This window comes from Gardnerella vaginalis 1500E (genome assembly GCF_000263595.1).
Taxonomy (GTDB): Bacteria; Actinomycetota; Actinomycetes; order Actinomycetales; family Bifidobacteriaceae; genus Bifidobacterium; species Bifidobacterium vaginale_E.
Genome location: NZ_ADES01000011.1, coordinates 119,924 through 134,675 on the forward strand (window position 1 = coordinate 119,924; position 14,752 = coordinate 134,675).

Consider the following 14,752-nt stretch of genomic DNA (forward strand, 5'->3'; position numbering starts at 1 on the left):
TATTTACAAGCCTACGTATGATTTTACAAGTAACGTAGTAAGTATGGTTGCTTTCGATAGTTACACTCAAATACTATTGTACATTACGCCATGCTTCAGGTATAAAGCGTTCGCTTATATTGTGAAGTATTGCTTTACCGCTGCCACTTAGAGGACTTTCATCAATTGAATTATTTGACTTCTGCCAAAGATTCATAATACGTTGTTTTGAACGTTCAATAGCTCCCGAAGTATGGTAGATTTGTATTATTTTTTCAACGTCGCTTTCACCGCGTTCTTCGCTTGTATAAGCTTTAGTTAGTATTTCTTTTTCTTGATTACTGCCGTATTGCAACGCGTCTGCAAGCAGTACAGCACGTTTTCCTTCGCGAATATCTCCACCAATAGGTTTCCCTGTAAGCTTGCTATCTGAAACAATGTCAAGCAAATCGTCAGCAAGCTGGAAAGCGATGCCAAGAGGGTCTCCAATAGAATTAGCAAGATTATAAGCATCGTCTGGATTCATTGATGCAGCAAGAAAACCAAGTGTTAAAGGAGCAATAGTCGTATAACTTGCTGTTTTCCACCTAAACACATTAAGAGAAGATTGTGCAAGCTCAGATGGATTATCAAGTTGCATCATTTCAATAGACAAATCCAAAACTTGACCAATACCCACATTTCGTTGCATTGAAGCAAAAGCTTGAAGTAATTCTTCACTATAAGTAAAATATTTCGCCGAATTTCTAGTAATATCAAAGCTTTCTGTAGCAAGCAAATCACCAAGCATAAGGCCAAGCCCTGATCCTATGTGCTTGTTGTTACACACAGAACTTAATGCACAATATGCACTCGGTTTTCCACGTCTTAAAGCTGACTTGTCAATAATGTCGTCATGAATTAATGCTGCGGTTTGAAATACTTCTAAAGCACAAGCAATATCAAATAAAGCTTTATCTTGAAGCTTATTCGTGGCTTTTTCGCTAGAAGCAGCATTATAAGCACTTATAGTAAGTAGAGCTCTAAGACGCTTACCGCCTTCGCTAGAAACGATAGCTTGCTTTATTACCTGCTGTAACGTTGTTTTACAGGTTGAAGAAAGATTATTTTCGGCGCTTGTGCAAAATTGTTGCGAAATTAAATACGCAATTCGAGATTCAATAGCAGCAAGATTGCAAGTATCGTCCGTTAAAGTGCTCATATTATGAAAGTTATCCACAGGGCTGAACAAGTAAAACACAATAGTTTGTACGATTTAATGAGCTTCTAACCGTTGCAATCGTTTTTTATTGAATACTATTTCGCATATTGAGAAACTTACACATATCAAGAATTACGCTCGTAAAACTTGATTTAGTAATAAAAAATTATGAGCAAATATATGTGCAATACGTATTAATGAAGGGGAGTAATTATTATGGCAGTAGCAGGTATTGATTTAGAAGAGAAGATTTCTCATAGTTGCATTGATGATTTTGATACTCAAAGCATGTTGAGGCGGTAAGTTTGCTAGTCAAGGAGTAAAACGACGAAGATTAGCATTTACTTCCGCCCATGCGAAGCTGTCCGTGATTGACAAGTGCTAGCACGCAGACAGAACGGAGATAGCGAACCGCTGAGTGTGTCGCTCTGCTCGTAAAAGCTTAGAAACCTTTGAACGAAAGGGATAATGAAAGCCTTGATTGCAAGGCTTTTTGCTTTATGGTGGGTAAGTATCAGAGTGAGAAAATTTTTGGAATGAGTAGAAGTGATAGCTAGAAATTATCAGTTTCTATTTCCATTTACCCTGTGGGTACGTGTTTGTTTCCATTGACAAGGAGTTTGTGGGAATAGAAATGTACCCACCTTGTTTGAATCAAGTGAAGTGTAGTTGAAGGAAATCTGTTGAAAGCAATACTTCATTTTACCGAATAAGTAATAATTTAGGCAACTTCAAATCGATTAAAAAAAAACTATTTTAAAGGTTAAGAGTAGACAAAAATTGTCCACTCTTTTTTGCAAACTCAATTTATCAATAAATGAAATGAGGGAATGTAAAATGAAATATTTTGAGGTTGAGTTAGAAAATCCTGATGAATTTTTAAAACTACAAACAGAAGATTTTGTGAAAGCTAATCGCTTGCTACTAAGGAAGATAATCCAGAGCGTTACAGTCTATGAAGAAAACTTCGTCATATCCTTTAAATCTGGCATCGAATTGGAAGTATGAGTCTCATTCCATAACTTTTATATTGAACATATCATCTTGTTGTGTTATACTATAAATTGATATAAACAAAGATGTAGGAGGAACCGAAACTATGACAGCCTCAATGCGTTTAAGATAAGCTGGCAATAAAAAAAGCAGAATCTATACCCGATGATAGGCTTTTTTGTTGTGCTTATTTATACGATATTGAGCATTCATTAGTTACGGTGAGGATATTGGTTATTTAACTATACCTTTATTTAACTATGTCTTTAATATGAATGTTTCCAAATTGTATGTATGCAGACCAAAAGCCACATTGTGGGGTTTGGCCTGCATTTTTTATTGCCTAGAATGCTATTCAAAATAGAAATTCAAGCAAAATAATATGCAGGAGATAATATAAATGGAAAAATACAACAATTGGAAACGAAAATTTTATGCAATATGGGCAGGGCAAGCAGTATCATTAATCACTAGTGCCATCCTGCAAATGGCGATTATTTTTTACCTTACAGAAAAAACAGGATCTGCGATGGTCTTGTCTATGGCTTCATTAGTAGGTTTTTTACCCTATGCGATTTTGGGACCTGCCATTGGTGTGCTAGTGGATCGTCATGATAGGAAGAAGATAATGATTGGTGCCGATTTAATTATCGCAGCAGCTGGTGCAGTGCTTGCTATTGTTGCATTCTGTATGGAGCTACCTGTCTGGATGATTATGATAGTATTGTTTATCCGTAGCATTGGAACAGCTTTTCATACCCCAGCACTCAATGCGGTTACACCACTTTTAGTACCAGAAGAACAGCTAACGAAATGCGCAGGCTATAGTCAGTCTTTGCAGTCTATAAGCTATATTGTTAGTCCGGCAGTTGCAGCACTCTTATACTCCGTTTGGGATTTAAATGCTATTATTGCCATCGACGTATTGGGTGCTGTGATTGCATCTATTACGGTAGCAATTGTACGTATACCTAAGCTGGGTAATCAAGTGCAAAGTTTAGAACCAAATTTCATAAGGGAGATGAAAGAAGGAGTTGTGGTTCTGAGACAAAACAAAGGATTGTTTGCCTTATTACTCTTAGGAACACTATATACTTTTGTTTATATGCCAATCAATGCACTATTTCCTTTAATAAGCATGGAACACTTTAATGGAACGCCTGTGCATATTTCTATTACGGAAATTTCCTTTGCATTTGGGATGCTAGCAGGAGGCTTATTATTAGGAAGATTAGGGGGCTTCGAAAAGCATGTATTACTAATAACAAGTTCATTTTTTATAATGGGGACCAGTTTAGCCGTTTCGGGAATACTTCCTCCAAATGGATTTGTAATATTCGTAGTTTGCTGTGCAATAATGGGGCTTTCGGTGCCATTTTATAGCGGTGTGCAAACAGCTCTTTTTCAGGAGAAAATTAAGCCTGAATATTTAGGACGTGTATTTTCTTTGATCGGAAGTATCATGTCACTTGCTATGCCAATTGGGTTAATTCTTTCTGGATTCTTTGCTGATAAAATCGGTGTAAATCATTGGTTTTTACTATCAGGTATTTTAATTATTGGCATTGCTATAGTTTGCCAAATGATAACTGAGGTTAGAAAATTAGATTTAAAATAAACAATATTGGAGGAATATTTATGTATCTTATTTTCATGTAACTCTTCCTGCTAAAATCGCAGGGTTTTCCCTGCATACAAGCAAATGAAAGCATGCGATTATAGACAGGAGGAAATGTTATGGAATTAATATTAAAAGCAAAAGACATTCGTGTGGAATTCAAAGGACGCGATGTTTTAGATATAAATGAATTAGAAGTATATGATTATGACCGTATTGGTTTAGTAGGAGCAAATGGTGCTGGAAAAAGCACTTTACTCAGGGTACTTTTAGGAGAATTAACTCCCCCAGGATGTAAAATGAATCGTCTGGGTGAACTTGCCTATATTCCCCAGTTGGACGAAGTAACTCTGCAGGAGGAAAAAGATTTTGCACTTGTAGGCAAGCTAGGTGTTGAGCAATTAAATATACAGACTATGAGCGGTGGTGAAGAAACAAGGCTTAAAATAGCACAGGCCTTATCGGCACAGGTTCATGGTATTTTAGCGGATGAACCTACGAGCCATTTAGACCGTGAAGGAATTGATTTTCTAATAGGACAGCTAAAATATTTTACAGGTGCACTGTTAGTTATTAGCCATGACCGCTATTTTCTTGATGAAATAGTAGATAAAATATGGGAACTGAAAGATGGCAAAATCACTGAGTATTGGGGAAACTATTCTGATTATCTTCGTCAGAAAGAGGAAGAACGTAAGAGCCAAGCTGCAGAATACGAACAATTTATTGCGGAACGTGCCCGATTGGAAAGGGCTGCGGAGGAAAAGCGAAAACAGGCTCGTAAAATAGAACAGAAGGCAAAAGGTTCTTCAAAGAAAAAAAGTACTGAAGACGGAGGGCGTTTAGCTCATCAAAAATCAATAGGAAGTAAGGAAAAAAAGATGTATAATGCTGCTAAAACCCTAGAGCACAGGATTGCGGCCTTAGGAAAAGTAGAAGCTCCGGAAGGCATTCGCAGAATTCGTTTCAGGCAAAGTAAAGCATTGGAGCTCCATAATCCATACCCTATAGTCGGTGCAGAAATTAATAAAGTATTTGGGGATAAGGCTCTGTTTGAAAATGCATCTTTTCAAATTCCGTTAGGAGCAAAAGTGGCGTTAACTGGTGGTAATGGAATCGGAAAAACAACTTTAATCCAAATGATCTTAAACCATGAAGAAGGAATTTCTATTTCGCCTAAGGCAAAAATAGGTTACTTTGCACAGAATGGTTACAAGTACAACAGTAATCAGAATGTTATGGAGTTTATGCAGAAGGATTGTGACTACAATATATCAGAAATTCGTTCAGTGCTAGCATCTATGGGGTTCAAACAGAACGATATTGGAAAAAGTTTATCTGTTTTAAGCGGTGGAGAAATTATAAAATTGTTGCTTGCTAAAATGCTCATGGGTAGATATAACATCCTAATAATGGATGAACCCAGTAACTTCCTTGACATACCAAGTTTAGAGGCTTTGGAAATACTAATGAAGGAGTACACCGGAACTATCGTGTTTATCACCCACGATAAACGATTACTCGAAAATGTAGCAGATGTAGTTTATGAAATTAGAGATAAGAAAATAAATCTGAAACATTAAATTTAAGGTAGTCGCTGGTCAGTATAGTCTGTTCTGGTTGGCGACTCCATTGTTAAAGAGTATAAAGACTTTAGATTTTATGAATATTAAAAATAGGAACAGTCAATTGAACTGCTCCTATTTTTCTGCTAAATATATTGTAGTTTTCTTATATGTATAATGATAGATTAGCGGATTCTCATCTACGGTACTTACTTCAAATATGAAGAAGTGATCGCGGTTATCTCTGGACTTTTCCTTATTGAGGACAAAGTAATTCTTACGTGAAGTCGCCATTGTTTTTAGGATATCATCAGTTAGGAAGGTCAATGGAATATTCATGTTAGAGTAGCGGTAGAAGTCACGTTCAAAATCTTGGTAGCTCTCGCTATAATAGTCCATTTGTAGGTGATTACGCTGAAACTCAAGCTGATTCATAGAGCACCTCCTCGACAAGTTCAATACTAATAATGTCTTTTAATTTCAAATTGATGTGACCTGTTGTAGTTTTTATCAAAATGAAATCTTTGGTCAGACTTGGTATTGTTCCAGTGTAGGAAACACGCTTGTTTTTTTCAATCACTTGAATGCGTGTGCGTAGCTGCCCGGCGTATACTTGACTGAGGAGTAATAATTTCTTCTCTAGTGATAAGTCAGACATGTACGTTACTTTGTTTGTATCATCAGAGAGTGCTGATGCATGTTCAGATAGGAAAAAGCCCATCCATTTTTGCATCTTTGTATCCTGGTACTCTCTTGCTGATTGAAATGGTAAATATGAACGGTCAATCATATCAAATCCTTTCTATGCAGAGGCAAGGGTATTTTTATCAAATTGAATCGTAAAACCTTGAATTCCCCCACCTGTGTAACATTCTTTAAAGCGATTGATTACCTCAGTATAGATTATCACAGATGAGCTTGTTGGCTTAATGCTAAATGTAAATTCCAATGGTAATCGGTTTTCAGATTTAGCATGTACTAGTCGTATCGATATTTCAGTTGTTTTGAGTTTTCTCTGACGAAGTTTTGAAGTTGCTGTTTCAACGATTCCATGTAAAAATCTTTCAAGCATTTCAATATCATTACATCCTTTGCTACGGATTTCTGAAAATTGTACTGTATTTTTTTCTTGTTTCATTTTAATCCCTCCAATCCACCCGCGGAATGACCACCGATAAGTTTACTGCGTTCAATATTTCTGGAACCTTCAGTTAGGACGGTTCCTTTTTGTATGGCTAAAAAACCAAACTGTTCTCTGACAACATCAATAGCTGTCTGAAGTCTATTATCTTTTTCAATTTGTTCTACATCATCAAAGAGTGATAGTAGAGTATAGCTTTCATCTACGAAGCCACTATAAGATACACCAATTTGTCTCACTGCACCAGAGGTGTATTTTTTCGGAATAATACAAGTACATGACTCACCATTGTTTTGGGGAGATTTGCGGGTTCAATTTTATTCTGAGCATTTATAGATTTTTTCATCTCAGTCCTAGAATAGCCAATATGAATAGAAACGACAGTAGTCAATACTAGGGCTACTGTTCCGTTCCACAGTATCATTTAAAAATCATTTTCACACCCTTTCGTCTATTAGTATAGAAGAAAGCTCTCAGCACATATTGGAAGTTTATGGTGAAAGCGCTAATCTTTGCGATGATTCAATAGATTTTATTGGATTGGATGATTTTAATAGTTTTGCTGGGCAAGAGATTTCGGACATTGAAGGAAAAATATATCCTTCGAAAGAATGTAGCTTCTTTATGACATTCCCAAAAGAATATGCGTATTTTAATTGCGATGAAAATTCTCAATGGGTTAAAGGCATACAGCATTGGATTCCAACAGTTTCAAAATCTTTTATTCAAAACGCGAATATAAACGGTAAAGAAAGCGCTGTTAGAAATACTGCATGTGTTGCTTTCGTACGATGGTGCGACATGTTTCTGCACGACAAGAAAATGTTTGGATATGATTTAGTAAATCTTGCTATTGGAATGTTCCACAATATTAACGTCCGCGACGCAATGCTTATATCTATTTTAGATGAGAATCAAGAATGGTATGACGACAATGCTTTAGCAGAATTCGCATGGTATCCGCACACGCCTATGGTGTCAGATAGATTGCGTCAATTTTTAGAAGCTAAGTTTATTCAAACAAGCAAAAAGCCGAATATAAAAAGAGCAATAACAGCATGCAGAGTGTTACAAGTTATGGCATTTGCTACACAAAGTATACCGGAGCTAACAGTGCAAATTTACGCACTTTTAGCCTATATTAGCTGGTGGTTTAGGCTAGGTAACGTTAAAAAATATACTGAGCGAGCATTGAGTATAGATAGTGATTGTACAATGGCAAAAATTGTTGAAGGAGCTTATGAAAATAAGCTTGAACCAGCCTGGATATCAGAATGCGCCACGCCGCAAGAAAAATAAGGGGGAATAATCGTCGTGCTTAAATGGTTTACTACTTAAGGTAAAACTTGCCCTTGCTTGAACTATGCCTATATGCGCTGCAAGGGGATACTACAGGAGGAACAGTTTGACGAGCGAAGTTGAATCATCAGCTGATCAGAGCGAAGAGCAAGATGGTAATAAGCCTGTAAAAGCACGTAAAACAAGTACTGCACGACAAAGTCACGCTCGCACTTCGTCTACTGCTAGTAAAACGCGTAGTTCTCGTTCAAAAAAAGTAGTTGAAAATCAAACTGATACTGAGTTAGGTTTGAGCGAAGTCGAATCTGAAGTTGAAGCAGAAGTTCGCAACAATAGTGATAACAGTATCGATAATGCTCAAAATGATGCTATAGAAGATGGTGATTCATTAGCTATTGACGATTCATTAGACGATGCTCATCTTGACGATGAGGATCAAATGAATTTGGAAGATTTGGATGATATTCATCCGGAAGATATATCTGATGTTGATGATCTTGGAGATGTTGATAGCGATCTTGAAGATGATGTAGATGATCTTGAAGATGTTGAAGACAATGATCAACATAAGCATGATGTTCCTCAAGTTCCACAGGCTAAGGGCGCATTTATTGTTCGAGATGACGATGATGACGATAATCTAACTCCTTCCGGAAATCCTAAGCGCCGAGTTATTGCTACAGGAGCTACTGCTGACCCTGTTAAGGATTATTTGAAGCAGATTGGCCGCGTGAGCTTGCTGAACGCTGAGCAGGAAGTTGATTTGTCGGAACGTATTGAGGCTGGCTTGTACGCTCAGCATTTACTGGATACCGAGATTGACAGTATGGAATTTAAGCGCAAGCGCGAACTTAAGTGGGCTGCGGCAGACGGTAAGAAAGCTAAAGATCATCTTTTGGAAGCAAACTTGCGTCTTGTTGTTTCTCTTGCTAAGCGCTATACCGGTCGCGGAATGCTTTTCCTTGATTTGATTCAGGAAGGTAATCTTGGTTTAATTCGAGCTGTAGAAAAGTTCGATTGGAAGAAGGGCTTTAAGTTCTCCACTTACGCAACATGGTGGATTCGCCAAGCAATCACTCGCGCTATGGCAGATCAGGCTCGTACAATTCGAGTTCCAGTGCATATGGTGGAAGTTATTAATAAGCTTTCTAGAGTTCAGCGTCAAATGCTTCAAGATTTAGGTCGCGAGCCTACGCCAGATGAGCTTGCGCGCGAGCTTGATATGCCAGTTGAAAAGGTGCAAGAAGTACAAAAGTATGGGCGTGAGCCTATTTCTTTGCATACACCTTTGGGTGAAGATGGCGATTCTGAGTTCGGAGATTTGATTGAGGATACTGACGCAATAGCACCATCTGATGCTGTAGCATTCTCTCTTCTGCAAGAGCAGTTCAGGCAGGTTCTTGAGACATTAGCTCCTCGGGAGGCTGGTGTTATTAAAATGCGTTACGGTTTGGAAGATGGTCAGCCTAAGACTTTGGATGATATTGGTCGCGTTTATGGCGTTACTCGTGAGCGTATTCGCCAGATTGAGTCCAAGACAATGTCTAAGTTGCGTCATCCTTCTAGATCGCAAACTTTGCGTGACTTCTTAGATCAGTGATTTTGTAACGTTATATTGCAAAAGTGTCGTGTTTCTACTTTAGTTAAGATGCGACACTTATTGCTTAATAGTTAGCTTATATAAGGGGTAGAAGTGGTCTCTAAAGAGCAAGAGCAATATGATGCCGACAGTTTGACAGTGCTAGAAGGCTTGGATGCTGTAAGAAAGCGTCCAGGAATGTATATTGGCACTACAGACAGCCAAGGATTAATGCATTGCCTCTGGGAGATTATTGACAATGCGGTTGACGAGGCTTTGGCTGGAGCTTGTGACCATATTGTTGTTACTCTTCACGATGATGGTTCTATTGAAGTTGCAGATAACGGCCGCGGTATTCCAGTAGATGTTGAGCCTAAAACAAAGCTCACTGGTGTTGAAGTCGTTTTAACTAAGCTTCACGCTGGAGCAAAGTTTGGTAACGCGTCTTATAATGCTGCAGGCGGTTTGCATGGCGTTGGTTCTTCTGTTGTAAACGCTTTAAGTTTGCGTTTGGATGTTGAAGTTGATAGAGACGGTAAAACGCATCATATGGCGTTCCATCAAGGACATCCTGGTGTTTATAGCGATGCGGATCCGGAGCATCCATCTCCAGCATCTCCGTTTAAGCGCACGCGCAAAAATAAGCCTACTGAGCTTGAAATTATTGGCACTGTTTCGCCAAAAACTACCGGAACTCGTGTACGCTATTGGGCGGATCCAGAAATCTTCAATTCTACTGCTCATTTTAGCTATGAGCAGCTTATTGCTCGCGTGCGTCAAACAAGTTTCCTAGTTCCTGGCTTAAAGATTACTGTTATTGACGAGCATGTTCCTGAAGGTGAATCTGCAAATATTGAAGAAATTGATTCTCCTGAAGATAATGTTGCAGAAAATGATGTTACAGAAAATAATCTTCTTGAAAATCAGTCTGATAATAGCGATGACTCTGTGGCTGAATTTGAAGAATTAGAATCTGAAACAACATTAGAAGATGAAGATAAGTCTGAAGATGAGACTGAAAATATAGCGATTGAAAATTCTGAATCTGAAGAATCAACAGCACAATCTATTGCAAATGCTGAGTCTGCTAACTCAATGCAAAATAAGCATCACCCTCGCGTGATTGAGTTTTTGCATAATGGTGGCGTTAAAGATTTCGTTGATTTTCTTTCAAAAGGTGAAGCAGTATCCGATATTTGGCGCATTTCTGGCGAAGATACGTATGTAGAAGAAACGCAAGCCGTTGATTCTGCAGGAGATTTACACGCGCAGCAAGTAACTCGAAAATGCGGTGTTGACATTGCAATGCGCTGGGTAAACGGCTACGATTCAACGATTATTAGTTTCGTAAACGTTGTTGAAACTCCTGGCGGAGGCATGCACGTTGACGGCTTTATGCAGGGATTAACTAAGCAGATTCGTAAAGCCGTGGAAGATAATGCTAGAAAGCTTAAAGTAAATCTTAAAGACGCCAACACAAAAATTGAGCGCGACGACATTATGGCAGGCTTGGTAGCAGTCGTAACGGTTCGAATTGCTGAGCCTCAATTCCAAGGTCAAACTAAGGATGTTCTTGGAACCGCACAAGTTAAGCCAATCGTTACCAAAATGACTGACGCTCAATTTGGCGAAATGATTACCGGTTCTAAGCGAGGATTCAAAGAGCAGTCTGCTAGAGTTTTGGAAAAAATCGTTTCCGAAATGCATGCGCGTATTCAGGCGCGTAAAACTAAGGAAGTTACTCGCAGAAAGAATGCTCTTGAGTCCGCTTCAATGCCGCCAAAACTTTCCGACTGCCAGCCTGGAAACGACGATGTTGCAGAACTTTTCATCGTCGAGGGCGATTCTGCACTTGGTACTGCAAAAGCTGCTCGAAACTCTGCTTTCCAAGCGCTTCTTCCAATTCGCGGTAAGATTTTGAACGTGCAAAAAGCAAGTCTTGCGCAAATGCTTTCCAATAAAGAGTGCGCTGCAATTATTCAGGTTGTTGGAGCAGGATCTGGCGCAAGTTTTGATATTTCGCAAGCGCGTTATAACAAGATTGTTATGATGACCGATGCAGATGTTGACGGCGCGCACATTCGTATTTTGCTGCTAACGCTGTTCTACCGTTATATGCGTCCGCTTATTGAGCACGGTCACGTTTATGCTGCAGTGCCGCCTCTTCACAGAATTGCGCTCGCTGGAAAGCGCAAGGGCGAGTATATTTACACGTATTCAGACGACGAATTGGCTGGAAAGCTTGATGATTTGCAAGCTAAAGGCATTGATTTTAACAGCGATATTCAGCGTTACAAGGGCTTGGGTGAGATGGATGCAGATCAGCTTGCAGACACAACCATGGATCCTAGAACTCGCATGCTTCGAAGGATTCGTATGGAAGATGCTCAGCAGGCGAGTGAAGTATTTGATTTGCTAATGGGCGATGATGTTCCTCCGCGCAAGCAGTTTATTGTTGATAACGCAGACGACTTTGATCGTTCCAAAATCGATACCTGATTTTGCTATATAAACACTTTGTTGATAAGTGAAACTGAATTATCAATTACATGTGAATTACTTACGAGTATTGATTACGCGTAAATTACTTACACAAAATCCTCCTGTATAGTGAATTGCTGCAGGAGGATTTATATGTATATTAGTTATTTAACTAGTTATTTACTGGCAAACATATCTTTCGCATACTGGCGAATGTCATCTGGATTTATCATATTGTACTTTTCTTTTATTTTCGTAAAGTATTCGCCAATTATATTTTTGCTGATTATTTTATCTGATGAATCATCAGCTTTTAGATTGCCGCGAGTAAGTATCCAAGGCTCCTCATGATGAGTGAATCGTTCAAGTTCTTTACCGCTATAGCAGCAAAGATTTTCAATCACGCTATCGCATACTGCTTTTTCGGTAGCAGATAGTGTAGTTGTTAGTTCTGCTGTAAGTCGTGTGAGGTCACTTTTTTGAGCGTGTTTATAATCAGCTAATTTTTCTGATGATTTAATTTCTGATATTTCTGTTGTTGGCGAATCGATTGGTGTAAAAGTGTAGTCTTTATAGCGCAAATAGACGTCTTTATACACGGGTCCATGAACCCATGCTTGACAATCATCGATAAATAAGAACGACTTATAGAAAGCAAAGTGAAAACCTTGTATGTAGTACAATGATTTTTGCAAAGCAAGGGGAGTAATGTCCTCACATTTTACGAGCAAGTATTGTATTACATCGTTTATTTTGCTGCTTGAATCTGTGTTAATAGAGTCGTTATTGCTTGAAGAATTGTTGGACTTAAGCAATAGTTTTTGAGTTGCCTTGTAGCTTTTTTCGTAGCTAAGTGCGGATTTCAGATTGTTCTTATTGCTGATTAACAAGTGCAAGTAATATTCCGGATTATTATAAATGTGTTGCAAAATGTCAGAATATTGTTTTGAAGGAATATCTCCGTCTGCAAACCTAGAAAATGTCTGTTCTCCCCAGCCGAGCAGCAGTGAAAGTGGTCGTTTACCTATTGAGTATTTAGTAGGTATTTCGTTGATTTCATCAAGCGGAATAATATTGTTTTCTTTACGATACTCGTCATACAATGATCGAAGATTTGCGTCGATAATTTCTGGTACATATACGTAAGAACCGCATTCTTTACAGTGCGCTTCTGTACCAGTGTAGGAATATTGTTTTCCTTTAATAGATGCAGTCATTGGAACGGATTTTGTTGAGTACTCAACTTCATCCCTGCACTCTTCGCAAAATGTTTTATTTGCACGCATTTATACTCATTTTTTAGGACTAATTAACATTTACATGAACTTAATTTATGATACAAAAAATAAGCGTTTTTATCAAGAAAAATGCATCTATTGATGCATAAATAATTGCACATGTGATCGCTTTTAAGCCCGATAAACTGTCACTGTAATCAAGTTCTGTATATCTTAAAATTATCTTGTGCTATACGATAGGTTATTTGCTTATTGGGCTACACTTGTATGGGTAGTTTGATTTGCAAATACGAATTGGCTAATGTTGGGGAATTTTTATGGTTAACCTTCTTCTTGCTGTTATTTATCTTGCTTTTATAAGCTTGGGTTTGCCGGATGCTCTTCTTGGAGCTGCGTGGCCTACTATGAGTCATGATGTTGGTGCGCAAATTTCTTGGGCTGGTGGAATATCAATGGTTATTTCTGCAGGAACAATTGTTTCTGCGCTGCTATCTAATAGGCTTACGCATAAGTTTGGCCCTGGGAAGGTTACGCTTATTTCAGTTGCTTTAACAGCTTTAGCGTTACTAGGTTTTTCTTTTGCTCCGAATTATCTTGTGCTTATTTTTCTAGCTATACCATACGGTTTAGGTGCTGGAGGAGTGGACGCGGCTCTTAATAATTACGTTGCAATTCACTATGAAAGCTGGCATATGAGCTGGCTTCACTGCATGTGGGGAATTGGAGCTTCAGCAGGCCCTTACGTTATGGGTTTCGCACTTTCTCACGGTCAGCGTTGGCCTGCAGGCTACCAGTATATTGCTGTTATACAAATTGCTCTCACTCTTGTGTTATTCATAAGTTTGCCGTTGTGGAAAAATAATAATAAAAAGGCAGAGACGCATAATCTTACTGAGGTAAAGAAACAATCTTCTGGAATGCTTTCTTATGCGGAAGTTTTGCGCATTCCAGGAGCTAAAAATATTCTTATTATGTTCTTTTGCTATTGTGCGTTGGAGCAAACTGCAGGATTATGGGCTAGTAGTTACATGGTTTTGCATGGGGGAGTTAGCCGCATTGTTGCAGCCGGCTGGGCAAGCTTGTTTTATGTTGGCATTACGGTTGGTCGTTTTGTAAGCGGATTTCTTACTATGCGTTTTAACGATGCAACAATGATTCGTATTGGTCAGTGCGTTATGCTTATGGGCATTCTGGTATTGTTGCTGCCTTTGCCGAATCATATTGAGCTTATTGCAGGATTTGTAATTATTGGGCTTGGTTGTGCTCCGGTGTATCCATGTATTATTCACTCAACTCCGCAATATTTCGGTGCAGATAAGTCGCAAGCGATTGTTGGCATGCAAATGGCAAGTGCATATATTGGGTCTATGATAATGCCTGCGATTTTTGGAATAATTGCGCAGAATGTTTCTATGATGCTGCTTCCAGCTTATTTGCTTATTCTTCTTGCGGTAATGACTTTTATGCACGTGCGTCTGCTTCGAACTTGCGAAAGTTGAGCGTGAGAATATTTTTCTTGTAATTCTTTGCTAAAGATTTGTTGTTGAAATTTGATTAAAGTTATTGTGAGCTTGGTCACATTTTTGTTACGGATTGAGTTGTAAGTTGTATAATATCTGATGGTTCAATGCTATTAAATACCTGAATTATATTTGTTT

The 14,752-nt window shown here is 38.5% G+C and carries 13 protein-coding genes; 7 read left to right on the forward strand and 6 right to left on the reverse strand.

Translation table 11 applies throughout. The annotated features are described in order from the left end of the window. Positions 1-73: 73 nt before the first annotated feature. Complete coding sequence (locus CGSMWGV1500E_RS02840; protein ID WP_004128151.1) at positions 74-1,180, reverse strand: polyprenyl synthetase family protein; 1,107 nt, start codon at positions 1,178-1,180, stop codon at positions 74-76. Between the two features lie 837 nt (positions 1,181-2,017). Here CGSMWGV1500E_RS02840 and CGSMWGV1500E_RS02835 point away from each other — a divergent pair. The 3 genes from CGSMWGV1500E_RS02835 (at position 2,018) to msr(D) (ending at position 5,374) form a co-directional block, all read left to right on the forward strand. Further along, positions 2,018-2,188 (forward strand): hypothetical protein, encoded by a 171-nt coding sequence (locus tag CGSMWGV1500E_RS02835; protein WP_000873143.1) that lies wholly within the window; start codon positions 2,018-2,020, stop codon positions 2,186-2,188. A 385-nt stretch (positions 2,189-2,573) separates the two neighbouring features. After that, entirely contained in the window at positions 2,574-3,791 is a 1,218-nt protein-coding gene (gene mef(A) / locus CGSMWGV1500E_RS02830) for a macrolide efflux MFS transporter Mef(A) (RefSeq protein WP_000417519.1), read from the forward strand. A 119-nt stretch (positions 3,792-3,910) separates the two neighbouring features. Then, a complete protein-coding gene (msr(D), locus tag CGSMWGV1500E_RS02825; protein WP_000420313.1) occupies positions 3,911-5,374 on the forward strand; it encodes an ABC-F type ribosomal protection protein Msr(D) in 1,464 nt (487 codons plus the stop codon). A 117-nt stretch (positions 5,375-5,491) separates the two neighbouring features. Here msr(D) and CGSMWGV1500E_RS02820 read toward each other — a convergent pair whose 3' ends face one another. From CGSMWGV1500E_RS02820 to CGSMWGV1500E_RS02805, 4 genes are read right to left on the reverse strand one after another with little or no spacing between them, the layout of a single operon-like run. Continuing rightward, complete coding sequence (locus CGSMWGV1500E_RS02820; protein ID WP_001072467.1) at positions 5,492-5,791, reverse strand: DUF5960 family protein; 300 nt, start codon at positions 5,789-5,791, stop codon at positions 5,492-5,494. Then, entirely contained in the window at positions 5,778-6,146 is a 369-nt protein-coding gene (locus CGSMWGV1500E_RS02815) for a hypothetical protein (RefSeq protein WP_000567222.1), read from the reverse strand. The genes CGSMWGV1500E_RS02820 and CGSMWGV1500E_RS02815 overlap by 14 nt, the downstream gene beginning before the upstream one ends. A gap of 12 nt (positions 6,147-6,158) precedes the next feature. After that, positions 6,159-6,494, reverse strand: coding sequence for a hypothetical protein (locus CGSMWGV1500E_RS02810; protein ID WP_000806926.1), 336 nt, complete (start codon positions 6,492-6,494; stop codon positions 6,159-6,161). Further along, positions 6,491-6,736: a hypothetical protein gene (locus CGSMWGV1500E_RS02805; protein WP_001813542.1), complete on the reverse strand. Its 246-nt coding sequence runs from the start codon at positions 6,734-6,736 to the stop codon at positions 6,491-6,493. The genes CGSMWGV1500E_RS02810 and CGSMWGV1500E_RS02805 overlap by 4 nt, the downstream gene beginning before the upstream one ends. Positions 6,737-7,121: 385 nt before the next feature. Here CGSMWGV1500E_RS02805 and CGSMWGV1500E_RS02795 point away from each other — a divergent pair, with 385 nt between their 5' ends. The 3 genes from CGSMWGV1500E_RS02795 to CGSMWGV1500E_RS02785 all read left to right on the forward strand — a co-directional run bounded on the left by CGSMWGV1500E_RS02795 (position 7,122) and on the right by CGSMWGV1500E_RS02785 (position 11,874). Beyond that, complete coding sequence (locus CGSMWGV1500E_RS02795; protein ID WP_230455185.1) at positions 7,122-7,796, forward strand: hypothetical protein; 675 nt, start codon at positions 7,122-7,124, stop codon at positions 7,794-7,796. A 106-nt stretch (positions 7,797-7,902) separates the two neighbouring features. Next, the gene (locus CGSMWGV1500E_RS02790) at positions 7,903-9,396 is read left to right on the forward strand and encodes an RNA polymerase sigma factor (protein ID WP_004128192.1); all 1,494 of its coding nucleotides are present in this window, start codon (positions 7,903-7,905) and stop codon (positions 9,394-9,396) included. Between the two features lie 93 nt (positions 9,397-9,489). After that, complete coding sequence (locus tag CGSMWGV1500E_RS02785) at positions 9,490-11,874, forward strand: DNA gyrase/topoisomerase IV subunit B (RefSeq protein ID WP_004128195.1); 2,385 nt, start codon at positions 9,490-9,492, stop codon at positions 11,872-11,874. 158 nt (positions 11,875-12,032) lie between these two features. On the opposite strand, the gene CGSMWGV1500E_RS02780 is transcribed toward CGSMWGV1500E_RS02785, so the two are convergent. Beyond that, the gene (locus CGSMWGV1500E_RS02780; protein ID WP_004128198.1) at positions 12,033-13,142 is read right to left on the reverse strand and encodes a type II TA system antitoxin MqsA family protein; all 1,110 of its coding nucleotides are present in this window, start codon (positions 13,140-13,142) and stop codon (positions 12,033-12,035) included. Positions 13,143-13,411: 269 nt separating this feature from the next. Here CGSMWGV1500E_RS02780 and CGSMWGV1500E_RS02775 point away from each other — a divergent pair, with 269 nt between their 5' ends. Next, positions 13,412-14,593, forward strand: coding sequence for an MFS transporter (locus CGSMWGV1500E_RS02775; RefSeq protein WP_004128200.1), 1,182 nt, complete (start codon positions 13,412-13,414; stop codon positions 14,591-14,593). Positions 14,594-14,752: the final 159 nt, after the last annotated feature.